Below are 23,913 nucleotides of genomic sequence, written 5' to 3'. Positions count from 1 at the left end.
CTACCTCTTTGGGCTGATGGCCGCGGTGGCGCGGCGGGCGTCAAGAGACGTTGGCGGCGGGAATTCTCAGCAGCCGGGCAAGCTCTGTGCTGCGGCCGTCGAGCATGTCGGCCAGGGTGTATTTGTCGAGCACGCCGAGAAAGGCGTTCAGCGCCTCGGCAAGAATCGGCTGCAATCGGCAGTGGGGGGTGATCACGCAGGCGTTGTCTTCGCGGAAGCATTCGACCAGCGCCATTTCCTGCTCGGTATCGCGGACCACGGCGCCGAGGTTGATGCTGGACGGCGGCCGGTTGAGCAAAAGCCCACCGTGCTTGCCGCGCATGGCTTTCAGGTAGCCTTTCTGGTTCAGCTCCTGGACGACCTTCATCAGATGGTTGCGCGAAATATCAAACGTCTTGGCGATTTCGCTGATGGTCGAGCGCTCTTCCCCTTTGGTGGCCAGATAAAGCAGCACGCGAACGGAATAGTCGGTAAATCGCGTTAAATGCATAAAATGTCGCCTGAAAAACCTTTCCTCTATTGTACGAGCTCTGCCGTATTTTGCTAACGCGGAAGGGCGCCAAAAGGCTCGGCTAGCGGCGGTCAATTGTCGCGGTTTAATTGCCGCGAGGGGGCATGCTTGGTATATTTAAGATGCATTTTATATACATCTTATGGCGTTCCCCCTCGCCTTGAGATGAGCCGGTAGCAACGTTTGATAGCAATACACGCTTGACACAAGAGGTAGCCATGCTTACGCAGGCCCAAGAACAGATCATCGATACCACCGCCCCCGTGGTCGCCGAACACCTCGACGCCATTACCCAGCGCTTTTACCCCCTGATGTTTGAACGCTACCCCGAGGTAGCCTCGCTGTTTAACCAGGCCCACCAGCAGGACGGCGGGCAGCCCCGGGCGCTGGCCAGCGCCATTCTGGCCTATGTGCAGCTGCGTCAGACCCCGGAAACCGCGCGCGCCACCCTGGAAACCGTGGTCAACAAACACGTTTCGCTGGATATCCAGCCCGAGCAGTACCCCATCGTTGGCGAGTGCCTGATGGCAGCCATCGCCGAGGTGCTGGGCGACGCCGTCACCCCCGAGGTAGCCGACGCCTGGACGGCGCTTTACAACGAGCTCGCCGGGCTTTTGATCGAGCTTGAAGAGCAGCGCTATCAGCAGTTTGAAAACAGCCCCGGCGGCTGGCGCGGCACCCGGCGGTTCCGCATTGCGGCGACCCACCAGGAAAGCCGGGTGATCCGCTCGTTTATCCTCGAGCCCGAAGACGGCGATCCGGTAGCCGAGCATGCGCCGGGCCAGTATATCGGCGTCAAGCTCGAGATCGACGGCAAGCCGGTATATCGCCATTACAGCCTGTCCGACGTGCCCAACGGGCAGAGCTATCGGCTGTCGATCAAGCGCGAGCCCGAAGGCCTTGCCAGCCGCCACTTCCACGACCGTCTGAATGTCGGCGACAGCATCGAGCTTTTGCCGCCCGCCGGCGAGCTGACCCTGGCCCAGGGCGACGAGCCGCTGCTGCTGATCAGCGGCGGGGTGGGGCAGACGCCGCTTCTGCCCATGGCGCGCCAGGCGCTTGCCGAAGGCCGCCGGGTCACCTACGTGCACGCCGCAATAGATGCCGAGCACCACGCCTTTGCCGATGCGCTGGCAAGCCTTGCGCGCCAGCACCCGCAGACGCTGAAAGCCGTCACCGTGCATGAGCAGGGCGATGCGGCGGACTACCAGGGCCGAGTGAACCAGGCGCTGCTGGAAGCCTGCCTGCCCGACAGCGCGCGCTGCTACTTTGTCGGCCCCCACGGCTTCATGGACGCGGTGAATCAGGGGCTTGCGCACCTGGGCGTGCCTCAAACCCACCGCCACTATGAATACTTCGGCCCGGCCAAGGCGCTAAGCGCCGCCTAAGCCGCCCGCGCGGCACGCCGCGCCTCAGCCGATCGCGAAGGTTTGACCTCACCCCCTATCCCCTTAGTGGTAGGGGGTGAGTTTATAGAGGTAACCGGGCAGAAATCGGCCGTTCAATCCGTCAAAATCGATCTCAAGATACCTGCTACCAGGTAAGTGCTTTAGACCATCGCGTTTTATGAAAGCCTTTTTTTGAAGCGTTTTTGTAAAAGCCAGGGAGATCGACCATGAGTCACTTCATTGACCGGCTGAATTTTTTCCGCAAGCCTCGCGAGCCGTTTGCCGACGGCCACGGCGAGCGGCGCCAGGAGTCTCGCCAGTGGGAAGACAGCTACCGCCGCCGCTGGCAGCACGACAAGATCGTGCGCTCCACCCACGGCGTCAACTGCACCGGCTCGTGCAGCTGGAAAATCTACGTCAAGAACGGCCTGGTCACCTGGGAAACCCAGCAGACCGACTATCCGCGTACCCGCCCGGACCTGCCCAACCACGAGCCCCGCGGCTGCCCCCGGGGCGCCAGCTACTCCTGGTACATGTACAGCGCCAACCGGCTCAAGTATCCGCTGATCAGAAAGCCGCTGCTGGCGCTGTGGCGCAAGGTGCTCGCGGACAAGAAAGACCCGGTTGAGGCCTGGGCGGCGATTGTCGAAGACCCGGCCCATACCAAGCAGTACAAGCGCGCCCGGGGCATGGGCGGCTTCGTCCGCGCTGACTGGGACGAGCTCAACGAGATCATCGCCGCCTCCAACGTCTACACCGCCAAGCAGTACGGGCCGGACCGCATTATCGGCTTCTCGCCGATTCCCGCCATGTCGATGATTTCCTACGCCTCCGGGGCGCGCTATCTGTCGCTGATCGGCGGCGTCTGCCTGTCGTTCTACGACTGGTACTGCGACCTGCCGCCGGCCAGCCCCCAGACCTGGGGCGAGCAGACCGACGTGCCCGAATCCGCCGACTGGTACAATTCCGGCTATATCATCGCCTGGGGCTCCAACGTGCCCCAGACGCGCACGCCCGACGCCCACTTCTTCACCGAAGTCCGCTACAAGGGCACCAAGACCGTCTCGATCACCCCGGACTATTCCGAAGTCTCCAAGCTCACCGACGAGTGGCTGTCCGCCAAGCAGGGCACCGACGCCGCGCTGGCGCTGGCCATGGGGCACGTGATCCTCAAGGAATTCCACCTCGACAACCCCAGCGCCTACTTCACCGACTACGTGCGCCGCTACACCGACATGCCGTGCCTGGTCGAGCTCGAGCCGCGCGAAGACGGCAGCTACGCGCCGGGCCGGCAGATGCGCGCCAGCGACTTCGAGGCGAGCCTTGGCCAGGGCAACAACCCCGAATGGAAAACCGTGGTCTGGGACGAAGCCCGGGACCAGCTGGTGGTGCCGCGCGGCTCCATCGGCTTTCGCTGGGACGAGGACGAGGTCAACCGCGGCAAGTGGAACCTGGAGTCCCTGGACGCCGACGGCGCCGAGCTTGCGCCGCTTTTGAGCCTCGACAAACGTCGTGACGAAGTGGCTCGGGTGGCGTTTCCGTACTTTGGCGGCATCGAGCACAAGCACTTCGAAAGCGTCAAGAACGAAGGCGTCCACGACGAGATCCTCTACCACAGCCTGCCGGTCAAGCGGGTCACCAAAGCCGACGGCACGGAAGTGCTGATGGTCACCGTCTTTGACCTGATGTGCGCCAACTACGGCATCGACCGCGGCTTTGGCGCCGAAGGCGAAGACGACGGCGCTACCGACTACGGTCAGCTGCGCCCCTACACCCCCGCGTGGCAGGAGAAGATCACCGGCGTGCCCGCCGAACAGGCGACCCGCATTGCCCGGGAGTTCGCCGACAACGCCCACAAGACCAGCGGCCGTTCCATGATCATCGTCGGTGCCGGGATGAACCACTGGTACCACATGGACATGAACTACCGCGGCCTGATCAACATGCTGATCATGTGCGGCTGTATCGGCCAAACCGGCGGCGGCTGGTCGCACTACGTGGGCCAGGAAAAGCTGCGCCCGCAAACCGGCTGGACGCCGCTGGCCTTCGGCCTGGACTGGCAGCGCCCGCCGCGCCACATGAACGGCACCTCGTTTTTCTACAACCACTCAAGCCAGTGGCGCTACGAGAAACTCGAGATCAAGGAGCTGCTCTCGCCGCTGGCCCAGGCCAAGGACTACTCCGGCAACCTCATCGACTACAACGTGCGCGCCGAGCGCATGGGCTGGCTACCGTCCGCGCCCCAGCTCAACACCAACCCGCTGCACCTGGCAGGCGCGGCGGAAAAGGCCGGCATGGGCACCGCCGACTACGTGGTCGACCAGCTCAAGAGCGGCAAGCTAAGCTTTGCCTCGGAAGACCCGGACAACCCGCAGAACTTCCCGCGCAACATGTTCATCTGGCGCTCCAATCTGCTGGGCAGCTCGGGCAAGGGCCACGAGTACATGCTCAAGTACCTGCTGGGCACCCGCCACGGCATCCAGGGCAAGAACCTGGGCGAGGCCGGCGCGCACAAGCCCGAAGAGGTCAAGTGGCACGACGAGGCCCCGGAAGGCAAGGTCGACCTGCTGGTGACCCTGGACTTTCGCATGTCCACCACCTGCCTGTATTCCGACATCGTGCTGCCCACGGCCACCTGGTACGAGAAAAACGACCTCAACACCTCGGACATGCACCCCTTCATCCACCCGCTGACCGCGGCCACCGACCCGGCGTGGGAGTCGCGCAGCGACTGGGACATCTACAAGGGCATTGCCAAGGCGTTCTCCAAGGCCTGCGTAGGCCACCTGGGCGAGGAGACCGACCTGGTCACCCTGCCCATGCAGCACGACTCCCCCGGGGAGCTTGCGCAAACCGCGGTGCTCGACTGGAAGAAGGGCGAGTGCGAGCCGCTTCCGGGCAAGACCATGCCGAGCCTGGTCGAGGTCAAACGCAACTACCCGGAAACCTACGAGCGCTTTACCTCGGTGGGCCCGATGCTTGAGAGCGTCGGCAACGGCGGCAAGGGCATCAACTGGCAAACCGAAAGTGAAGTCGAGCTGCTGCGCAACCTCAACCACCGCAAACTCGACGGCCCGGCGAAAGGCCAGCCGCTGCTCGACAGCGCCATTGACGCCGCCGAGATGATTCTCACCCTGGCGCCGGAAACCAACGGCCAGGTAGCGGTAAAAGCCTGGGGGGCGCTGTCGAAAATCACCGGTCGCGACCACACCCACTTGGCGAAGCCCAAGGAAGACGAAAAGATTCGCTTCCGCGACGTGGTGGCCCAGCCGCGCAAGATTATCTCAAGTCCCACCTGGTCGGGCCTGGAAGACGAGCACGTGTCCTACAACGCCGGCTACACCAACGTTCACGAGATGATTCCGTGGCGCACGGTGAGCGGCCGCCAGCAGCTGTATCAGGATCACCCCTGGATGCGCGCCTTCGGCGAGAGCCTGCTGGTGTATCGTCCGCCCATCGACACCAAGGCGGCGGCCAGCGTGTCCGAGCCCCAGGGCAACGGCAACCCGGAAATCGCGCTCAACTTCCTCACCCCGCACCAGAAGTGGGGGATCCACTCGACCTACTCGGACAACCTGCTGATGCAGACGCTGTCCCGGGGCGGGCCGATCATCTGGATGTCCGAAGACGACGCCCAGTCCATCGGCGTGGAAGACAACGACTGGATCGAAGCCTACAACGCCAACGGCGCCATTGCCGCCCGGGCGGTGGTCAGCCAGCGGGTCAAGAACGGCATGGCGATGATGTACCACGCCCAGGAGCGCATCGTGAACATCCCCGGCTCCGAGATCACCGGCACCCGGGGCGGCATTCACAACTCGGTCACTCGGGTATGCCCCAAGCCGACTCACATGATCGGCGGCTACGCGCAGCTTTCCTACAGCTTTAACTACTACGGCACCGTGGGCTCCAACCGCGATGAGTTTGTGCTGGTGCGCAAGATGCACAACATCGACTGGCTCGACGGCGAAAACAACGACTACGTTCAGGAGGCCGTTAAATGAAAATTCGCTCCCAGGTCGGCATGGTCTTGAACCTCGACAAGTGCATCGGCTGTCACACCTGCTCGGTGACGTGCAAGAACGTCTGGACCAGCCGCGAAGGCGTGGAATACGCCTGGTTCAACAACGTCGAGACCAAGCCCGGCATCGGCTACCCCAAGGAATGGGAAAACCAGGCCAAGTGGCGCGGCGGCTGGATGCGCGGCAAGAACGGCAAGATCACCCCGCGCATCGGCGGCAAGTGGCGGGTGCTGGCAAATATTTTCGCCAACCCCGACCTGCCCGAAATCGACGACTACTACGAGCCGTTCACCTTCGACTACGAGCACCTGCACAATGCCAAGCAGGGCGAGCACCAGCCCACCGCGCGGCCGCGCTCGCTGATTTCCGGCCAGCGCATGACCAAGGTGGAGTGGGGCCCCAACTGGGAAGAGATACTTGGCACCGAGTTTGCCAAGCGGCGCAAGGACATCAACTTCGAAAAGGTGCAGGCCGACATCTACGGCCAGTTTGAAAACACCTTCATGATGTATCTGCCGAGGCTCTGCGAGCACTGCCTGAACCCCACCTGCGTGGCGGCGTGCCCGTCCGGCGCGATCTACAAGCGTGAGGAAGACGGCATCGTGCTGATCGACCAGGACAAGTGCCGCGGCTGGCGGATGTGCATTTCCGGCTGCCCGTACAAGAAAATCTACTACAACTGGAAGTCGGGCAAGTCCGAGAAGTGCACCTTCTGCTATCCGCGCATCGAGGTCGGCCAGCCCACGGTGTGCTCGGAAACCTGCGTGGGTCGCATCCGCTATCTGGGCGTGCTGCTCTACGACGCTGACCGCATCGAAGAGGTCGCCAGCACCCCGGACGAGCAGGATCTCTATCACCGCCAGCGCGAGATTTTCCTCGACCCGCACGATCCCGAGGTCATCGCCCAGGCGAAGAAGGACGGGGTGCAGGACAACGTCATCAAGGCGGCCCAGGAATCGCCGGTGTACAAGCTGGCCATGGACTGGGGCCTGGCGCTGCCGCTGCACCCGGAATACCGCACTCTGCCCATGGTCTGGTACGTGCCGCCGCTGTCGCCGATCCAGTCGGCAGCCGAGGCCGGCGACGTCGAGTTCGACGGCATCATGCCGAAGATCGAATCGCTGCGCATTCCGGTGAAGTACCTGGCCAACATGCTCACCGCGGGCGAAGAGGCGCCCATTGTGCTGGCGCTCAAGCGGCTGATGGCGATGCGCCTGTACATGCGCGGCAAGCACGTGGAGGGCAAGCTTGATGCCAGCGTGCTCGAAGAGGTCGGCCTGACCGAAGCTCAGGTCGAGGATATGTATCGCTACCTGGCGATTGCCAACTACGAAGACCGCTTCGTGATTCCGACCAGCCACCGGGAACTGGCCACCGACGCCTTCCCCGAGCGCGGCGGCTGCGGCTTCAGCTTCGGCGACGGCTGCCACGGCGAAAGCTCGCCAAGCCTGTTCAACGGCCATCCCACTACCGCCACCATGGTAAAGCCGGTGGACGTCTATGAGCCCGAGAAAAATGCCCCGTCGGAGACCAAGATGGAGGTGACCCATGAGTAACGCGGCCGAAGCGTACACCCCGGACGCGCAAGGGCCCGGCGCGCAGGCGCCGGGGTCGGACGTGGAAATGCTCAGCCTGCGGGTGCTGGCGAGACTTCTGGACTATCCCACCGCCGAGCTGCAGGAGGCCGCCGGCGAGATGATCGAAATCATCGACGCCGAGCGCCGCTGGACGACCTCGCGCCGGCGCACCCTGATGAACTGGTGCCAGCGCATTGCCGATGCCGAGCTTTTGGAGCTTCAGGCCGAGTACGTAGCGCTTTTTGACAAGGGCAAGGCGACCTCGCTTTTGCTGTTCGAGCACGTCCACGGCGAGTCCCGGGATCGCGGCCAGGCCATGGTCGACCTGATGAACGAGTACGAGAACGCCGGCTTTGAACTCGATGCCCGGGAGCTTCCGGACTACCTGCCGCTGTTTCTGGAGTACCTGTCGACCCGGGGCGAGGCGGATATTGCCCGCTGGCTGGGCGAAATCCGCCATATTCTGGCGCTGCTCGCCGCGCGCATGGAAGAGCGCGACGCCGAACACGCCCTGGTGCCCGTGGCGCTGCTGGCGCTGATCGGCGCCGAAGGCGAGGTCGAGGCCCACCGCGAAGCCGCGCGCACCGAGGAGCGCGACGATACGCCGGAAGCCCTGGACGCCGTCTGGGAAGAAGAGGCGGTAAGCTTCACCGCCGAATCGGATCAGGACTGCGCGATGCAGTCGGCAGAAGGACGCCGGCTCGCCGAGCGCAAGAACACGGTACCCAGTGACCCCGTGAAAATCATGCCGTCCGGCCCGTCCGCTGGCTAAAGGAGAAACGCCATGTTTATCGAATACCTGCAGCACCTGATCTATGGCTACTATCCGTATCTGGCCGGTACGGTGTTTCTGGTGGGCAGCCTGTTGCGCTTCGACTACGGCCAGTACACCTGGAAGACCGGCTCCAGCCAGATGCTCTCGTCAAAGAACATGCGCCTGGCGAGCAACGTCTTCCACATCGGCATCCTGGTGATCTTTTTCGGCCACCTGTTCGGCATGCTCACCCCGCACTGGATCTATGCGCCGTTCATCAGCGCCGGCGCCAAGCAGATCGTGGCCATTGTCATCGGCGGCATCGCCGGGGTGATGGTGCTGATCGGCGGCGGCATGCTGCTTTATCGGCGCCTGTATAACCCTCGGGTCAAGGCGTCTTCGAGCACCATGGATACCCTGATCCTGGCGATTCTGGTACTGCAGGCTGCCCTCGGCGTGACCACCGTGTTCTTCTCCCTTGGCCACCTGGACGGCGCGATGATGCTGACCCTGGCGTCCTGGGCCCAGGCCATCGTGTTCTTCAGCGGCGGCGCGGCGGACTACATGGCCGACGTGGCCTGGATCTACAAGATCCACGTCTTCCTCGGCCTGACCATCATCCTGCTGTTCCCGTTTTCCCGCCTGGTGCACGTCTGGAGCATACCCTTTGGCTACGTCACTCGGCGCTACCAGCTGGTGCGCAAGCGGGGGTAAAAGTCAGCGGAATCATTCGACAGTGACAAAGGTATCGCCATGCAGATGATTGATGTGGAACAGCTGCCAGGGACGCAAACCCCGCCGCCGGTGAGCGTTGGCGGCCGCGAGATCAGCGAGGCGGACATTGCCGCCGAGATGCAGTACCACCCGGCGGACAGCGCCGGCAGTGCCCAGCTAAAGGCCGCCCGGGCGCTGGTGGTGCGCGAGCTTTTGCACCAGCGAGCCCAGATGCTGGGGCTGGCGGCGCAAGACAGCGAAGCACAAGCGTCGGGTGACGCCATCGCCGCGCTGCTGGAAGCCGAGCTTGCCGTGCCCGAGCCCTCGGAAGACGACTGCAAGCGTTTTTACGAGACCCACCCCGAGCGCTTCAGCCAGCCGGTGCTGATCGAGGTGCGCCACATTTTGCTGGCCGCGCCGCCGGACGACGCCGAAGCCAGGGATGCCCAGTATCACAAGGGAGTGGCGCTGCTTTCCGAGCTCGCCGAACACCCCGAGCGTATGACCGAGCTTGCCCAGCGTCATTCGGACTGCCCGTCCAAGGACGACGGCGGGAGCCTGGGCCGGCTCATGCCGGGCCAAACCGTTGCCGAGCTTGACCGGGCGCTTAAGCATCTGCCGGTGGGCCTGCACGACCGGCCCCTGGCCTCGCGCTACGGCTGGCATCTGGTGATAGTGGATCACCGCGAAGAAAGCCGCCAGCTGCCCTACGACGAAGTGACCGACCAGGTGCGGCGCAGCCTGCACGAGCAGGCCACAAGGCGCGGCCTGCGCCACTACCTGCTGGCGCTGGAGTCCGACATCGGCGTGGAAGGCGTGGCGCTGGATGACGACAGCGGCGCAAGCCTGATGCGCTAGGCCTGAGCCTTGAGGCACTCGCAGGTTTTTTCGGCAATGCCGATGCCCGCACCGGACATCAGCAGATAGGTATGGTCGACGCCCGCGGCCTGGAGGGTGCTGGCTTCGTCCTGAAAGTGCAGGCCGGCGATAATATTGCCGTGAAAGCCGCCTTTTCTCAGCTGCCGGGTGGCCATCAGCTTGCTTTCGACGGTGGGCATGGCAAGCGTAACGGCTTTCAGCTGCGTCATGTCCAGGTGATGCCAGAAGCCGGCGTCTTCGACGTCGGCGTAGAGAACGTGGCGCCCTTTCTGTTCGGCTTTGTTGGGGTCCGAGTCGAGGCCGATGACGCTCACCCCCTGCTCGACAAAAAAGTCGTAGGCCGCACTGCCGGTTCGCCCCATGCCCAGCACCAGCACGTTAGCCTGGCCAAGGTCGGCGGGCTGTTCGTCGGGGTGGCGGGTGTTGGTTTCAAAGCGCACCAGGTATTTTTCCAGGCGGTCGAACAGCGGGTGGGCAAAGCGGTTGAGCGGGGCGGCGATGACAAAAGACAGCGCCACGGTCACCGCCAGCGGCACCAGCCATTCCTCCATGATGCTGGCGGCGACGATCAGGCCGAACTCGCTGTACGCCGACAGGCTCAGCCCGCCGAGAAAGGCGTTGCGCGCCCGTACCCGGAAGGCGATGAGCAGGGCGGAGAACAGCACGCCCTTGAGCGGCAGCAGCAGGGCAAAAATCGCGGCGAAGGTGAGCGCCTCGGTATCCGGCAGCCCGGACATGCCGATCTGCAGGAAAAAGCTGATCAAAAACACTTCCTTGATCCCCCACAGCGCCTGGGACAGCTCCTGGGCGCGGGGGTGGCGCGAGAGCGTAAGCCCCATGGCCAGCGCCCCCACCTCCGAGCTCAGCCCCACCGCCTGAAACCCCATGCCGCCGGCGGCGACGGCCAGCACCACGCCCATCAGCACCAGCAGCTCGTCGTGGGCGGCCACCCGCATCAGCCAGTAGAACAGCGGACGCAGCAGCGGCAGGGCGAGCACCCAAAGCGCCCAGATGGACGGGGTCTGCCCGCTGTAGACGCTGAGCACGGCAAGCGCGATCAAATCCTGCATCACCAGAATGCCGATGGCGATGCGCCCGTGAAAGGCGCGCAGCTCGCCCTTGCCCTCAAGCACCTTGGCCGCGAGCACCGTGCTTGAAAACGACAGCGCAATAGAGAGAAGAATGGCGGTTTCCAAGGGCAGGCCGGCCAGCCAGATAAACCCGGCGGTAAATATCGCGCCGCTGATCAGCAGGTGAGCAAAGGCGCTGCCCAGCACCACCGGCTCAATCAGGTTCTTGACGTTGAGCTTGAGCCCGATGGTGAAAAGCAGCAGCAGCACGCCCAGGTGCGCGGTATGCTCAAGGATCGGCCCGGCATCGGTGGGCAGCCCCACGGCGGGGCCGAAGGCGTTGAGCGCAAACCCCGCCCCGAGAAACCCGACCAGCGGCGGCAGCCCGATCTGGCGCACCAGGATGCCGAACACGAAGGCAAACGACAGCGTGACGACTTCAAGCATGAGGGTAAGGCGTGGCGTTGGCGCCCGGGCAGCGCCCGGCGGGCATGTTGGCGTAAGGCATAGCGGCGTTGGCCTCCCTGGGAACGGCGCGGCGACCCCCGGCGAAGGGGTCGGATCGCGTCGGCATTTTACCGTTTCTCGGCGTCAACACCAGCGGCGAGCGGCATCTTATCTGCTAAAATCGGGCGCTTTTCTGACTTTCTCTCACTCCTGACGTTTCTGGATATTGCCGATGAACGCAGTCATTCTCGCCGTCCTGGTGATGGTCGCTCTCGCGCTGGCGCGGGTTTCCGTGGTGTTTGCCCTGGTGCTGGGGGCGCTGGTGGGCGGGATCGCCGGTGGGCTGACGCTTGAACAAACCCTTGATGCTTTTAATGAGGGCGTGGGAGGCGGCGCGCAGGTGGCGCTTGCCTACGCCACGCTGGGTGCATTTGCCGTGGCTATTTCGCGCTCGGGCCTGCCGGACATGCTGGCTCGTCGGCTGATCAGCATGTTGGGCCAGGAAGCCGACGCCGCCCGCCAGGCCCGGGTCAAGTACCTGCTGCTGGGGGCCGTGCTGCTGGTGGCCATCTCGTCCCAGAACCTGATCCCCGTGCATATCGCCTTTATCCCTATCCTGATTCCGCCGCTTTTGAAGGTGATGAACCAGCTGCACCTGGACCGCCGGGCCATTGCCTGCGCGCTGACGTTTGGCCTGACTGCCCCTTACATGCTGCTGCCGGTGGGCTTCGGCTCGATTTTTCTCAACGACATACTGCTTGCCAACATCAACAGTGCCGGCGCGCCGCTGGGCCTTGAGATCACCCGAGGCATGCTGCCGCTTGCCATGGCGGTGCCCGTGGGCGGCATGGCCGTGGGGCTCGCCGTGGCGGTGTTTATAAGCTACCGCCGGCCGCGCACCTACGAAACTCGGGAAGTGGCCGGCATCGGTGCCGGCGACGGCCATACTGTCCCCGCGCCCCACGCGCTGGGGCTGGTGATGTCCGGGCTTGCCATTGTGGCCGCCCTTGGCCTGCAGCTTTACAGCGGCTCGATGATTCTCGGCGGCCTGGTGGGCATTGCGCTTTTATCCCTGGGCGGCATCTTCAAATGGCGCGAGGCCGACGACCTTTTCACCAGCGGCATGCGCATGATGGCGCTGATCGGCTTTATCATGATCTCTGCCGCCGGCTTTGCCGAGGTGATGAAAACCACCGGTGAGATCGACGCCCTGGTTCAGGGGGCCTTTGCCCTGTTTGGCGATAACCGCGGCCTGGCCGCCATTGCCATGCTGCTGGTGGGGCTGTTCATTACCCTGGGGATCGGCTCGTCGTTTTCTACCATTCCCATCATCGCCGCTATTTTCGTGCCGCTGGCGGTGCAGTTCGGCTTCTCGCCGCTGGCCACCACGGTGCTGGTGGGCACGGCGGCGGCGTTGGGGGATGCCGGCTCGCCGGCGTCGGACTCCACCCTGGGGCCGACCTCGGGGCTCAACATCGACGGCCAGCACGACCACATCATGGGCAGCGTGGTGCCGACGTTTTTGCACTATAACCTGCCGATGATTGCCTTTGGCTGGGCGGCGGCGATGCTACTCTAACCGTCCCCCTCGTTGGCTCTCTCGGGATCGTCTGGGCTTTCGGGTTCCAGAGCGCTGAGCAGGCCCCTGAGTAGCGAAAGCTCGCGGCGCGAGGGCTCGGCCCGGGCAAACAGCGCCTGCAGCTGCTCTTCGGTGCGGGCGTGGGGCTGGGTCAAAAAGCCGCTTTTCTCCATCACCTCGTGCAGGTGGCGCTGAAAGTGGCCGAACTGCTCCCGGGTGGGCGGCGTGGCTTGGGTCGGCGTCTGGTAAATAAAGCCGCTGTCTTCCCGAGTGCGCCAGGCCCGGTGAAGCTCGTAGGCGAGTATCTGCACCGCTTGGGAGAGGTTGAGGATGCCGTAGTCGGGATTGGCGGGGATGCTGACCTGATGGGTGCAGCAGCGGATCTCGGCGGTGGTCAGCCCCGAGCGCTCGCGGCCAAATACCAGCGCCACCGGGGCGCTTTGGGCGTTATGTAACGCGCTTTGCGCCATGGCGTCGGGCTCGTCGAAGTGGGGAAGCGGCAGGCTGCGCAGCCGGGCGCTGGCGCCGATGACCTGCACGCAGTCGGCCACGGCCTCATCAAGCGACTCGACCACTCGGGCATTGTCCACTACGTCGGCGGCGCCGGCGGCAAGCCGGGTGGCCTCGTCGTCGGGAAACGCCCGGGGGTTGACCAGCACAAGCTCGGCAAGCCCCATGGTCTTCATCGCCCGGGCGGCGGCGCCGATATTGCCAGGGTGGAAGGTCTGCACCAGCACGATGCGGAGTCGGGATAGCACAACAGCGCCTCCTGAGTGATGGAAACGAGGGCCGGAAAGGCCATGAAAACAGAAAAACCCCGCCGCAGCGGGGTTTTTTTTACGGGCGAGCCTTTCAGGAAGACTCGCGGGTCAGGCGTGGGCTTGACGGCTTACATCATGCCGCCCATTCCGCCCATGCCACCCATACCGCCCATGTCCGGCGCGGCTTCCTGCTCGTCCGGATCGTCGGCGATCATGCACTCGGTGGTGATCATCAGGCCGGCGACGGAGCCCGCTGACTGCAGCGCGCTGCGGGTCACCTTGGCCGGGTCGATCACGCCCATTTCGAACAGGTCGCCAAACTCGCTGGTCTGGGCGTTGTAGCCGAAGTTGCCTTCGCCGTCCTTGATGCGGTTGATGATGACCGCGGGCTCTTCGCCGGCGTTGATGACGATCTGGCGCAGCGGCGCTTCCATGGCGCGCAGGGCCATGTTGATGCCGTGGTTCTGGTCTTCGTTGTCGCCGGTCAGGCCCTTGACCTTGGTCAGCACGCGCACCAGGGCGGTACCGCCGCCGGGCACGACGCCTTCCTCGACCGCGGCGCGGGTAGAGTGCAGGGCGTCTTCCACCCGGGCTTTCTTCTCTTTCATCTCGACTTCGGAAGCGGCACCCACGCGGATGACGGCGACGCCGCCGGCCAGCTTGGCCACGCGCTCCTGGAGCTTTTCCTTGTCGTAGTCGGAGGAGGTTTCCTCGATCTGGGCGCGGATCTGGCTGACGCGCGCTTCGATGTCCGCCTCGGCACCGTTACCGTCGATGATGGTGGTGTTTTCCTTGGACATGGTCATGCGCCGAGCAGTGCCCAGGTGGTCAAGGGTCACCTGCTCGAGGGTCAGACCGACTTCTTCGGAAATCACCGTGCCGCCGGAAAGAATCGCGATGTCCTGAAGCATGGACTTGCGACGGTCGCCGAAGCCGGGCGCCTTGGCGGCGGCGACCTTGACGATGCCGCGCATGTTGTTGACCACCAGAGTGGCCAGCGCTTCGCCTTCGATGTCTTCGGCGATGATGGCGAGCGGCTTGCTGGACTTGGCGACGGCTTCCAGAGTCGGCAGCAGTTCGCGGATGTTGGAGATCTTCTTGTCGACCAGCAGGATATAGGGGTCTTCAAGCTCAACCGCCATGGTTTCCTGGTTGGTGACGAAGTAGGGCGAGAGGTAGCCGCGATCGAACTGCATGCCTTCGACCACTTCCAGCTCGTTGTCAAAGCCGCGACCTTCGTCGACGGTGATGACGCCTTCCTGGCCGACTTTCTGCATGGCGTCAGCGATGATCGCGCCGATGTCCTTGTCGCCGTTGGCGGAAATGGTGCCCACCTGGGCGATGGAGCTGGTCTCGGTGCAGGGCACGGACAGCGCCTGGATTTCCTTGACCGCGGCGGTGACGGCGTGGTCAATGCCGCGCTTGAGGTCCATGGGGTTCATGCCGGCGGTGACGCCTTTGAGGCCTTCGGCAACGATGGCCTGGGCCAGAACGGTGGCGGTGGTGGTGCCGTCACCGGCGGCGTCGGACGTCTGGGAAGCCACTTCCTTGACCATCTGCGCGCCCATGTTCTCGAACTTGTCCTTGAGCTCGATTTCCTTGGCCACGGAAACGCCGTCCTTGGTCACGGTCGGCGCGCCAAAGGATTTGTCCAGCACGACGTTGCGGCCCTTGGGGCCAAGCGTGGCCTTCACCGCGTTGGCGAGGACGTCAACGCCACGAGTCATGCGTTTGCGAGCATCATCGGAGAACTTGACTTGTTTAGCTGCCATGTTGATTTTTCCTGAATGGTGAAACGGTCAACGGGAAACGTAAAAGCGCGGGGCGGTTAGCCTTCCACAACGGCCAGGACGTCGGCTTCGCTCATGATCAGGACTTCTTCGCCGTCGATTTCTTCCTTTTCGACGCCAAAGCCGTCCTTGAAGATCACGGTGTCGCCGACTTTCACGTCCAGCGGGCGCACATCGCCGCTGTCGAGAATCCGGCCGTTACCCACTGCCAGCACTTCGCCGCGGGTGGGTTTTTCCTGGGCGTTGCCCGGAAGCACGATGCCGCCAGCGGTGGTCTGTTCTTCTTCGACGCGACGGATAACGACGCGGTCGTGCAAGGGACGGATATTCATTCACGCTCTCCTGGTATTGACGATAAGTCTCGACAAAATGCCTTTACAGGCGATTTTCATGGCGCTCTTGCCGGGCAGGCCGGCAGGAGCCGAAGGCACAACGTACCCTCTTTGTTACTGACGGAGCCCTGCAGGCTCCGTCGATTCCGTGTGCTGGCTAAAAAATGGGGGCTGGCAGCTTCCTTTCAAGGGGCGTAAATGAAAAAAAGCGACTTTTTTCATGACGCTAGCGCCTAAGCCCGCTAACGCCGCCGCGACGCCTCGTCCCGGGCGATGAATTCGCCTTCCAGCGCATCGTCTTCCTGCTGATGGCGGCCGCCGGTGGGCGAGTCTTTTTGGCGATGCCGCGGACGGGCGTTGTTCCAGTCGCTGGGGTCCCCGGCCTGGCGGTGAGCGTGGGAGGACGGCCCTTCTTGCCGGTAGCCGGCCATGCTTGCGCGAAAACCAAGCCAGGTGAGCAGTTTGAACAGCAGGCGTCGGGCGTTGGGAATCAAACAGGCAAGGCCCAGGGCGTCGGACAAAAATCCCGGTGCCATGAGCAGGGCACCGCCGAAAATGAGCGCGGCGCCGGTCGCAAGCTCGTTTGAGGGCAGCTCGCCGGCGTTGAGGCGCGCCCGCGCCCGGGCAAACGTATAGGCGCCTTCGCGGCGGATCAGATGCAGGCCGCCGATGCCGGTGATCAGCACCAGCGCCAGGGTGGCCAACAGCCCGATCTGGCCGCCGATGCTGAACAGCACGACAAAATCGAGCAGGGTAAACAGGGTGATGAAAAGCAATATCGGCATGGGCTGGCTCCGGCTCGCTCAAGCTGTATTCCAAAGGCGCGACAAGGTGAGTAGGGTTGAGTGGCGCTGTTTTAAAAATCGTTTTCACGATCGCTTCGAGGTCGTTTTCCGTCACGTTGTTGAGATCGTTGCCCAGAATATGGTGGCAGCATGCGGGTAAAACAAGCGCTCGACCGGCCGTACAGGCGGGTCAGTTGAAGTAATTCCGGGAAAGCCGGCGCTGAAAGTACATTTCCAGGCGCAGGGTCATGGCCCAGCGCGATTCGTAGCTGGCGTCGCGTGGGAAGTGTAGCTCGGGGATGACATCGGCAAACAGCACGCCCTTGTGCAGATCGCGCCGGTAGCGGGTCTGTAGATAGTAGTCGGTCATGCGCGGGTTAGACGCGCTTGAGCCGATGGCAATGGCGGAGTAGCGCAGCGCGCTGCGGCGGTTGATCCGATGGTTGAGCTCGGCGCTTTCGCCGTACTCTAGGGTGTCTTCCTCTTCGCGCCACTGCACGTTGGTGATAAAGCGCAGGTGACGGGAGGCGGACAGCGGGCGGCCGACGTCCCAGCGGGTACGCGCCGAGTAGCCGTTGTGGTTGAACCAGGAAAGACGGTTGTCGGACTCCAGCTGCCAGGGGCCGTCGCTTAGCTGCCACAGGCGTTTGCTGGTGAAGCGCACGTAAGGGTCCAGCGGCAGGCGCAGGCGTACGCCGGCGCTTACGCGGTTACTCCAGCTCTTGCGTTTGTCGCTGCTTTCAAGCCAACCCAGGCCCAGCGTTGAGGTACGCCGGTCGCGCTGGTCGTTGGCCAGCCTTCCTGACCCCTGCTCGGCAAGCGTCCCCTGGGTTTCCTCGGGGTCGCTTTCAATGATCAGCCGCAGGCGCTCTTCCGCGGTGGGCAAGTCGACCCGGTAGCGCAGATTGAAATCGTTATCTACGCCGTCGCCTTCCATCCAGTCGACCTCGTGGCCGATGCGAAGGTAGGACTCGTTGTCGACGTCGTGGCTTTCCGGGGTGCCAAAAAAACCGTCGAGGCTGCGCGAAGTATTGTCGACCCAGGTGCCCAGGCTGTTGCGCAGCGGCTCGACTTGCTCGATGGCCCAGTCGGGCAGGTCGCTATCGGTCGGCGCGGCGGAGTCGCCGGATTCGGCGCCGGCATGGCCGGATAAGGCGCAAGCCAGCGGCGTCAATAACAGGTAGGTAAAGCGTAATCTCATGCCGCGTTATCCAGGCATCGGGTGCGGCACGATACCGGCGCCGTAACGACGCCGGCAGGCCATCCCTGAGTTGTGGTGATGACTTCCGGGGTCAGTATACCTTGTGTATTTCGATATCTTTCACCCATTCCAGTACGCGCTTGCGCTGACGCTTGCTGCTCATGCGGTGGGTGTCGATGGTGCTGGGAGTTAATTGGCGCTCAGGGGGTTGAGAAAGGTCCATTTCGAAAGTACGCCAGGCACCGGTGGGCATGTCTTCGGAGCCGTAGATAGCAACGACGCGTATGCCAAGGCAGAGGCCTTCCTGGTCCAGGATGTCGTTGTCGAGCTCCCAGTAGCGAAGAATCTGGTGCAAAATCGAGTTGAACGTCTCGACGTGCAGATGGTTGCCGGAAGCCAGCGGTCCCTGGTGAGTGCGATAGCCACCTTTTACCTCCTCATCGCCTTCCTGCTGGTATTCGACCACGTCCAGGCTGTAACTTTTATCCCGGGTGTGCAGCACGGCGATCAGGTGCTGTACGTAAATGGCTTCGACACTCATGTTGCTGATCAGGCACAGGGCTTCCATGCCGACGCCCTTGCCGCGGTTGATGATGATCCGCGGACGCCGTTGGCGCGCGTAGCCGTCGTACAGCAGCTGGGCATAAAATATCCACACGAACACCGTCACGACACTGGTAACAGCCGAGATGGCCTGACTGTTTTCGTTGAGCCAATCCATTGGTTTTCCTTATTTTAAGCCTGGATAATTGAAACCGATTGTAGTCAGAAAGGCAGGCAAGAAACAGAGCAATACGCCCGAAATAGACAACGTTTTTGCCCGAGTTCAGGTAAGCAGCGGCGTTTGGAATCGGCAAGTAAGGGCGGGGGGAACGCCCGATATTTGGCTACTGGCTGTCTGATTTTGGGCAGGGAGGCTTATGAAAAGCAGTAAAATCAGTGGGTTACATTATAAGCTGGTGCGGATGGGGAGACTTGAACTCCCACGCCTTGCGGCACTAGAACCTAAATCTAGCGTGTCTACCAATTCCACCACATCCGCAGATCGAATGCGGATTTTACTGACCATGAGCGTAAAGTCAACGCTGGCGGGGAGCGTCGAATAGCCCGCGAGAGTTCGGGACAGCGAAGGGGGGACGGAGGTGCGCCCACTCATTGACAAAAAACGTGTGGCGAACGGCCGGGCGGCGGGTAACAGGGTGGCCGGTGCGCTGGCGACGCTGGAAAAGCACCTGCGCCGCGCCATGCCCGGGCACTGCGCGTTCTGCCTGGGCGAGCCGGCGCCGGAGCAAAGCTGGTGTATGCCTTGCTATCGGGAGCTTGCCTGGAACCGCAACGGCTGTTGCCTGTGTGCCGAGCCGCTGAGCCGGGCGCAGGCGCTGTGCCGCCGCTGCCGCGCGGCGTCGCCGGCATTTGCGCGCGCCCGGGTGCCGCTAGTGTATCAGGGGGCGGTGCGCGAGCTGGTGCAGGACTTCAAGTTTCATGCCTCGCCGCGCGCCGGCACGCTGCTGGTGGAGCTGTTTGTCTCGGCGCTGGATGAGACGCCAGCGGAGGCGCTGGTGCCGGTGCCGCTGCACCCGGCGAGGGCGCGGCAGCGCGGCTTTAACCAGGCCCGGTGGCTTGCCGGCCAGCTGGGCACGCGCCTGGGCCTTCCCGTGATTGAGGCGAGCCGCCGGGTCGATACGCCCAGCCAGCGCCCGCTCTCTCGCGGCGAGCGTTTTGCCAACCTGGCGGAGGCTTTCGCGGTGGCAACGCCGTTACCCGAGCGGGTGGCTCTGGTCGACGACGTCATGACCACCGGCGCTACGGTCAACGCCCTGGCGCTGGCCGCTCGCCGGGCCGGCGCCCGGGAAGTGGTGGTCTACGCGCTGGCGCGTACATCGCTGGGCGCGTCCTGATACCATGGCGTTTTGCCCGGCGGAGACTTCCATGAATCACGCGTTTAGCGCCTTATCGCCGTCTGTTGTTATGGCGGCCATCGAGTCGGTCGGCGTGTATCCGGCCGGCGAGCCCTTTGCGCTGAACAGCTACGAAAATCGCGTGCTGATGTTTCGCGATGACGACGGCGGGCGCTGGGTGGTCAAGTTCTACCGCCCCGAGCGCTGGACGGCGGCCGCTATTCAGGAAGAGCACGACTACCTGCTCGAACTTCACGCCGCCGGGGTCAGCGTGGCACCGCCGGTGCGCCTGGACGGCGGAAACACGCTGCATCGGTTCGACGGCTTTATCTTTACGCTGTTTCCCCAGCGGCCGGGCCAGGCGCCGGAGCTTGACAACCCCGCCCACCTGTTTGCGCTGGGCGGGCTGCTCGGGCGGCTGCACAACGTCGCCGGTCGACGCGCCTTTACCCATCGGCCGCGACTGTCACCGGCGGCGGACACCGCCCGGGCAAGCGCCGACGTGCTCGCCAGCGGCTGGCTGGGCAAGCAGCAGCGGCGCGCCTACGAAGCGGTGACGCATCGCCTGGTGAAGGCGCTGGAAGGCTACGCCATGCCGGCACTGACGCGCTGCCACGGCGACTGCCACCTGGGCAACATCCTGGGGCGCGACGAGGCCTTTACCCTGGTGGACTTCGATGACTGCCTGATGGCGCCGGCCGTCCACGATATCTGGATGCTGCTGCCCACGGGCGAGCCCGACGCCTGGCGCGCCCAGCTCAGCGAAATCAGCGAAGGCTACGAAGAAGAGCGGGCGTTTCCCCAGGAGCAGCTTGAGCTGATCGAGCCGCTGCGCAGCCACCGCATGGTGCGCCACAGCGCCTGGCTGGCGGCGCGCTGGGAAGACCCCGCTTTCCCCCGGGCGTTTCCCTGGCTTGGCGAAAGCGGCTACTGGGACGCGCATATTCGCCAGCTGGAGCAGCAGCGGGTGCGGCTGGAAACAACGCGCTGGCTCGCCTGAAGGCAGGCGAGCCCGAGAGATAGAGGCTATCCGGCTTTAGAGCAGTGCCACGACTGTAATCAGTCCCCGGCGCTCTGGCTATCTTCGGGGTCGGGCCGCTCTGAGGGAATCGGGTTGGCCACGCCTGCACCGCTGGCTTCGCGACGCTGCTTGTTGATTTCTTCCGAGGGGTTGGCCTGCTCGGTGATCTCAAGCGGCGCGCCCAGGGTCAGGGTAAAGGCGTGCCCGGCGGGCAGGCGGCAGTCGTCGCCCTCACACTGAATGCCGTACTGGCCGTCGCTATCGTAGGCCGCGGCGTCTATTTCGCCGGAAAAAATCGAGCTGGTGGCACTGTCAGTTTCGATGCAGGTGACGTCGTGTGTGGTGATGCGCATGCGGTCATCGTCACGCTGGGCGTCGCCGACGATGACGCAGTACTCGGGCAGGGTGGCTGAGGCCTGGCTAATATCAGCCGGTCTTAATAAAATGCCTTCCTGGCGAGACTCGCCCCCGGCAAAGCTGATGGTATCGACGACTTCCACGTCCACGGTAGCATCGCTTGGCAGGCTGAGCGTGGCGGCAAAGGCGCCGGCCGGGGCGGCCAGCAGCGCCGCTAACAGGGCGCCAGCGCCCGTGCGGGCAGACATGCAGGCGGAGAAGAGAGGCATGTTGATGGAAGGCATAGCGGAGTCTCGCGTGTTGGGTAGCTACGGATTAACGGGTCAATAATGCCGGCGATTATATCACAGCATGAGGTTTTGCCGATGACCCGCCAACGCCAGCCGCCCGAGCGCCACGCGCCAGACAACATTGCCGGCTGCCTGCTGTATAGTCTTGCCCGTTCTCGGGGTGTTCGCCAGGCCAACGCCCCGGGATGACTCACAAGAATGACCAACGAGACCCTATTGATGACTAATGAGACCGATGCAATAGCCCAGCATTACCGCCAGATCATGGAGCAGCTGGGGGAGGACCCCGATCGTGAAGGGCTCAAGGACACCCCCAAACGCACGGCCAAGGCCATGCAGTTCTTGACCGCGGGTTACCACCAGACGCTTGACGAAGTCGTCAACGGCGCGGTGTTCGACTCCCATACAGACGAGATGGTGCTGGTCAAGGATATTGAGCTATATTCCATCTGCGAGCACCATCTGCTGCCCTTTATCGGCAAGTGCCACGTGGCCTATATGCCCAACGGCAAGGTGCTGGGGCTGTCCAAGTTTGCCCGGATCACCGACATGTTCGCCCGCCGCCTGCAGATCCAGGAAAATCTGACGCTGCAGATCGCCGAGGCGGTTCAGAGCGTGACTCAGGCTCGCGGCGTAGCGGTGGTGATCGAAGCCCAGCATCTGTGCATGATGATGCGCGGCGTAGAAAAGCAGAACTCGAGCATGTCGTCCTCGGTAATGCTCGGGACCTTCCGCAGTAATCAGTCCACTCGCCAGGAATTCTTGACGCTGATCAGCTAAGCACCGGCAAGCTTTGTTTTCTTGGTCATGAAGAGTATTTCGTCCTAGCATGAAGGCGACGGTCTTTCATGCTTAACGCCACGAACTGGTCTGGAGCACTCATGGAATCGCTAAAAGAGACCCAGCTTTACTGTCCGTTTGCCTACATTGACGGCAGCTGGGTGGCCGCTGACAGCGGCGAGCAAATCAGCGTCTACAACCCGGCGACCGGGGATCTCATCGGTAACGTGCCGCGCCTTGGCGGAGACGAAACCCGGCGCGCCATTGACGCCGCCGATGCCGCCTTGCCCGCCTGGCGCGGGATGACCGCCCTGGAGCGCGGCGACCTGCTGCTCAAGTGGTACGGGCTGATGCTCGAGCACCAGCAGGACCTGGCCATGCTGATGACCCACGAGCAGGGCAAACCGCTCAAGGAAGCCGAGGGCGAGATTGCCTACGCCGCCAGCTTTCTGCGCTGGTTCGCCGAAGAGGGGCGGCGCGCCTACGGCGAAACCGTGCCCGCGGCCAAGGTCAACCAGCGTATCGTGGTGACCAAGCAGCCGGTGGGCGTAGTGGGCGCCATCACCCCGTGGAATTTTCCTGCGGCAATGATCACGCGCAAGGCCGGGGCGGCGCTTGCCGCCGGCTGTACCATCGTGGTCAAGCCCGCCAGCCAGACGCCGTTTTCGGCCACGGCCCTGGCACTGCTGGCCGAGCGGGCGGGTATCCCCCGCGGCGTATTCAACGTGGTGCCCGGCAGCGCCAGGGACATCGGCCAGGCCATGACCCACTCGCCCAAGGTGCGCAAGATTACCTTTACCGGCTCCACTGAGGTCGGCAGCCAGCTGATGTCCCAGGCCGCCGAGCACGTGCAGAAAATCTCCCTGGAGCTTGGCGGCAACGCGCCCTTCATTGTCTTTGAAGACGCCGACCTGGACGCCGCGGTGGAAGGCGCCATGGCCGCCAAGTTCCGCAACACCGGGCAAACCTGCATCTGCACCAACCGCTTTCTGGTACAGACAAGCGTGGTCAATGCCTTCTGCGAAAAGCTCGCGGTGGCCATGCACAGCGAACTCCACGTGGGCGACGGCGAGGAAGCCAGCAACAATATTGGTCCGCTGATCGACGAGGATGCCGTCAACAAAGTCAACGAGCACGTCAAGGACGCCGTGGATAAAGGTGCCGAGCTATTGCTGGGCGGCCATCCGCACCCGCTGGGCGGCAACTTCTTCTCGCCGACGCTGATCAGCGCGGCGACCGCGGACATGCGCGTGGCCCAGGAAGAGACCTTCGGCCCGCTGGCGGCGGTTTTCCCCTTCGATGACGAAGAAACCGCCGTGGCCATGGCCAACGACACCCGCTACGGCCTGGCCTCGTATTTCTATTCCCGGGATTTGGCGCGCACCTGGCGCGTTGCCGATGCGCTGGAGTACGGCATGGTAGGGATCAATACCGGAGCGATCTCCAACGCCGCGGCGCCGTTTGGCGGTATGAAAGCCTCGGGGCTGGGGCGCGAGGGCGGCCACCAGGGGCTGGATGAATACCTCGAGACCAAGTACCTGTGCATGGATATCAGCTAGGCCGGGCGATGCCCCGCAGATAAAAAAAACCGGCGACCCCTTTTACCCGGGGCCGCCGGTTTTTTTGTGCCTGGCGCCTAGGGCCTGTTGACGTTTCACATTGGTAGCCATAAAAAGCCGCATGCCAAGGCCACCATGCTTTCGTAATTTCGTTTGAGCTTATCGTAGCGCGTCGCAATGGCGCGATACGGTTTCAAT

Annotated in this window: 20 protein-coding genes, 1 tRNA gene and 1 pseudogene; 11 read left to right on the top strand and 11 right to left on the bottom strand. The window is 63.5% G+C overall.

Annotated features, from left to right (window positions below):
- Positions 1–40 precede the first annotated feature (40 nt).
- Positions 41–490, bottom strand: coding sequence for an Rrf2 family transcriptional regulator (locus RS027_RS01915; RefSeq protein WP_311953144.1), 450 nt, complete (start codon positions 488–490; stop codon positions 41–43).
- Between the two features lie 239 nt (positions 491–729).
- On the opposite strand from RS027_RS01915, the gene hmpA reads away from it, so the two are divergent.
- The 6 genes from hmpA (at position 730) to RS027_RS01885 (ending at position 9,824) form a co-directional block, all read left to right on the top strand.
- On the top strand, positions 730–1,899 hold the full coding sequence (gene hmpA, locus RS027_RS01910; protein WP_311953141.1) for an NO-inducible flavohemoprotein: 1,170 nt from the start codon (positions 730–732) through the stop codon (positions 1,897–1,899).
- A gap of 227 nt (positions 1,900–2,126) precedes the next feature.
- Positions 2,127–5,903: a nitrate reductase subunit alpha gene (locus RS027_RS01905; protein ID WP_311953137.1), complete on the top strand. Its 3,777-nt coding sequence runs from the start codon at positions 2,127–2,129 to the stop codon at positions 5,901–5,903.
- On the top strand, positions 5,900–7,477 hold the full coding sequence (gene narH, locus RS027_RS01900) for a nitrate reductase subunit beta (RefSeq protein ID WP_311953134.1): 1,578 nt from the start codon (positions 5,900–5,902) through the stop codon (positions 7,475–7,477). Before RS027_RS01905 ends, narH begins: the two co-directional genes overlap by 4 nt.
- A 67-nt stretch (positions 7,478–7,544) precedes the next feature.
- Positions 7,545–8,270 (top strand): nitrate reductase molybdenum cofactor assembly chaperone, encoded by a 726-nt coding sequence (gene narJ / locus RS027_RS01895; protein WP_376717570.1) that lies wholly within the window; start codon positions 7,545–7,547, stop codon positions 8,268–8,270.
- Between the two features lie 12 nt (positions 8,271–8,282).
- Complete coding sequence (gene narI, locus RS027_RS01890) at positions 8,283–8,966, top strand: respiratory nitrate reductase subunit gamma (RefSeq protein WP_311953127.1); 684 nt, start codon at positions 8,283–8,285, stop codon at positions 8,964–8,966.
- A 39-nt stretch (positions 8,967–9,005) separates the two neighbouring features.
- Entirely contained in the window at positions 9,006–9,824 is an 819-nt protein-coding gene (locus RS027_RS01885; protein ID WP_311953124.1) for a peptidylprolyl isomerase, read from the top strand.
- Here the strand turns inward: RS027_RS01885 and RS027_RS01880 are convergent.
- On the bottom strand, positions 9,821–11,362 hold the full coding sequence (locus RS027_RS01880) for a cation:proton antiporter domain-containing protein (protein WP_311953120.1): 1,542 nt from the start codon (positions 11,360–11,362) through the stop codon (positions 9,821–9,823). The genes RS027_RS01885 and RS027_RS01880 overlap by 4 nt on opposite strands.
- A gap of 232 nt (positions 11,363–11,594) precedes the next feature.
- On the opposite strand from RS027_RS01880, the gene RS027_RS01875 reads away from it, so the two are divergent.
- A complete protein-coding gene (locus tag RS027_RS01875; RefSeq protein ID WP_311953117.1) occupies positions 11,595–12,941 on the top strand; it encodes a Na+/H+ antiporter family protein in 1,347 nt (448 codons plus the stop codon).
- Here RS027_RS01875 and RS027_RS01870 read toward each other — a convergent pair.
- The 7 genes from RS027_RS01870 to RS027_RS01840 form a co-directional block, all read right to left on the bottom strand.
- Positions 12,938–13,699: an RNA methyltransferase gene (locus tag RS027_RS01870; RefSeq protein ID WP_311953114.1), complete on the bottom strand. Its 762-nt coding sequence runs from the start codon at positions 13,697–13,699 to the stop codon at positions 12,938–12,940. The genes RS027_RS01875 and RS027_RS01870 overlap by 4 nt on opposite strands.
- Positions 13,700–13,830: 131 nt before the next feature.
- A complete protein-coding gene (groL, locus tag RS027_RS01865; RefSeq protein ID WP_311953111.1) occupies positions 13,831–15,474 on the bottom strand; it encodes a chaperonin GroEL in 1,644 nt (547 codons plus the stop codon).
- Positions 15,475–15,530: 56 nt separating this feature from the next.
- Entirely contained in the window at positions 15,531–15,824 is a 294-nt protein-coding gene (locus RS027_RS01860; protein WP_311882108.1) for a co-chaperone GroES, read from the bottom strand.
- A 242-nt stretch (positions 15,825–16,066) separates the two neighbouring features.
- Complete coding sequence (locus tag RS027_RS01855; protein WP_311953109.1) at positions 16,067–16,609, bottom strand: FxsA family protein; 543 nt, start codon at positions 16,607–16,609, stop codon at positions 16,067–16,069.
- Between the two features lie 190 nt (positions 16,610–16,799).
- Positions 16,800–17,810: a hypothetical protein gene (locus RS027_RS01850; RefSeq protein ID WP_311953107.1), complete on the bottom strand. Its 1,011-nt coding sequence runs from the start codon at positions 17,808–17,810 to the stop codon at positions 16,800–16,802.
- 91 nt (positions 17,811–17,901) lie between these two features.
- Positions 17,902–18,531, bottom strand: a complete 630-nt coding sequence (locus RS027_RS01845) for a hypothetical protein (protein ID WP_311953105.1) — start codon at positions 18,529–18,531, stop codon at positions 17,902–17,904.
- A gap of 236 nt (positions 18,532–18,767) precedes the next feature.
- Positions 18,768–18,852 (bottom strand) — tRNA-Leu (locus tag RS027_RS01840).
- Between the two features lie 100 nt (positions 18,853–18,952).
- Here RS027_RS01840 and RS027_RS01835 point away from each other — a divergent pair.
- Together RS027_RS01835 and RS027_RS01830 are read left to right on the top strand one after the other, a co-directional pair.
- Positions 18,953–19,708, top strand: coding sequence for a ComF family protein (locus tag RS027_RS01835; RefSeq protein ID WP_311953104.1), 756 nt, complete (start codon positions 18,953–18,955; stop codon positions 19,706–19,708).
- Positions 19,709–19,739: 31 nt separating this feature from the next.
- Positions 19,740–20,708 carry a serine/threonine protein kinase gene (locus tag RS027_RS01830; RefSeq protein ID WP_311953102.1) on the top strand — a complete coding sequence of 323 codons (969 nt, stop codon included), beginning with the start codon at positions 19,740–19,742 and terminating at the stop codon, positions 20,706–20,708.
- Between the two features lie 59 nt (positions 20,709–20,767).
- On the opposite strand, the gene RS027_RS01825 is transcribed toward RS027_RS01830, so the two are convergent.
- A complete protein-coding gene (locus tag RS027_RS01825) occupies positions 20,768–21,370 on the bottom strand; it encodes a hypothetical protein (protein WP_311953099.1) in 603 nt (200 codons plus the stop codon).
- 225 nt (positions 21,371–21,595) lie between these two features.
- On the opposite strand from RS027_RS01825, the gene folE reads away from it, so the two are divergent.
- Both folE and RS027_RS01815 read left to right on the top strand, forming a co-directional pair.
- Positions 21,596–22,156, top strand: coding sequence for a GTP cyclohydrolase I FolE (gene folE / locus RS027_RS01820; RefSeq protein ID WP_311953097.1), 561 nt, complete (start codon positions 21,596–21,598; stop codon positions 22,154–22,156).
- Positions 22,157–22,257: 101 nt separating this feature from the next.
- Positions 22,258–23,715, top strand: coding sequence for an NAD-dependent succinate-semialdehyde dehydrogenase (locus tag RS027_RS01815; RefSeq protein WP_311953094.1), 1,458 nt, complete (start codon positions 22,258–22,260; stop codon positions 23,713–23,715).
- 95 nt (positions 23,716–23,810) lie between these two features.
- Here the strand turns inward: RS027_RS01815 and RS027_RS01810 are convergent.
- Positions 23,811–23,913: pseudogene (locus RS027_RS01810) on the bottom strand (IS5/IS1182 family transposase); the annotation flags it as partial.

The sequence above is a fragment of the Halomonas garicola genome, from assembly GCF_031935715.1.
Lineage (GTDB): Bacteria > Pseudomonadota > Gammaproteobacteria > Pseudomonadales > Halomonadaceae > Vreelandella > Vreelandella garicola.
This window is presented reverse-complemented; position numbering and strand designations above follow the sequence as displayed.